This window comes from Pseudomonas sp. 05N431, from assembly GCF_056397005.1.
On sequence record NZ_JBFTMN010000063.1, the window covers coordinates 1 to 491 of the forward strand.

Genomic DNA, 491 nt, shown 5'->3' on the forward strand with positions numbered 1-491 from the left:
TAATAACGCCAGTACCAGTAATGGCAACATTTATTCCAACCTGTGGTCGACAGGATCCTACACGGACACCCTGACGCTGCCGGCCACGGGCACCTACACCATCTACCTCAACCCGACCAGCAGCGACACCGGCAGCATGACGTTCCACCTGATCAGCGTCCCGGCGGATGTCACGGGCACCATCAGCATTGATGGCGCCGATGTCACCCTGACCACAACCGCCATCGGCCAGAATGGCAGCCTTACTTTCAGCGGCACTGCCGGCCAGCGTATTTACCTCAGCGCACCCAATTCCACATATCCCCGTAGCGAAGCGCTCACTGTCTACAAACCCGATGCCAGCGGTAACGCCAGYACCAGTAATGGCAACATTTATTCCAACCTGTGGTCGACAGGATCCTACACGGACACCCTGACGCTGCCGGCCACGGGCACCTACACCATCTACCTCAACCCGACCAGCAGCGACACCGGCAGCATGACGTTCCACC

At 58.8% G+C, this 491-nt stretch carries 1 protein-coding gene; it reads left to right on the forward strand.

Features of this window, described 5'->3' with window-relative positions; genetic code table 11:
- Positions 1-491: hypothetical protein (locus tag AC1DIG_RS29315; protein WP_477770115.1), on the forward strand; the 491-nt coding region annotated here is incomplete at both ends.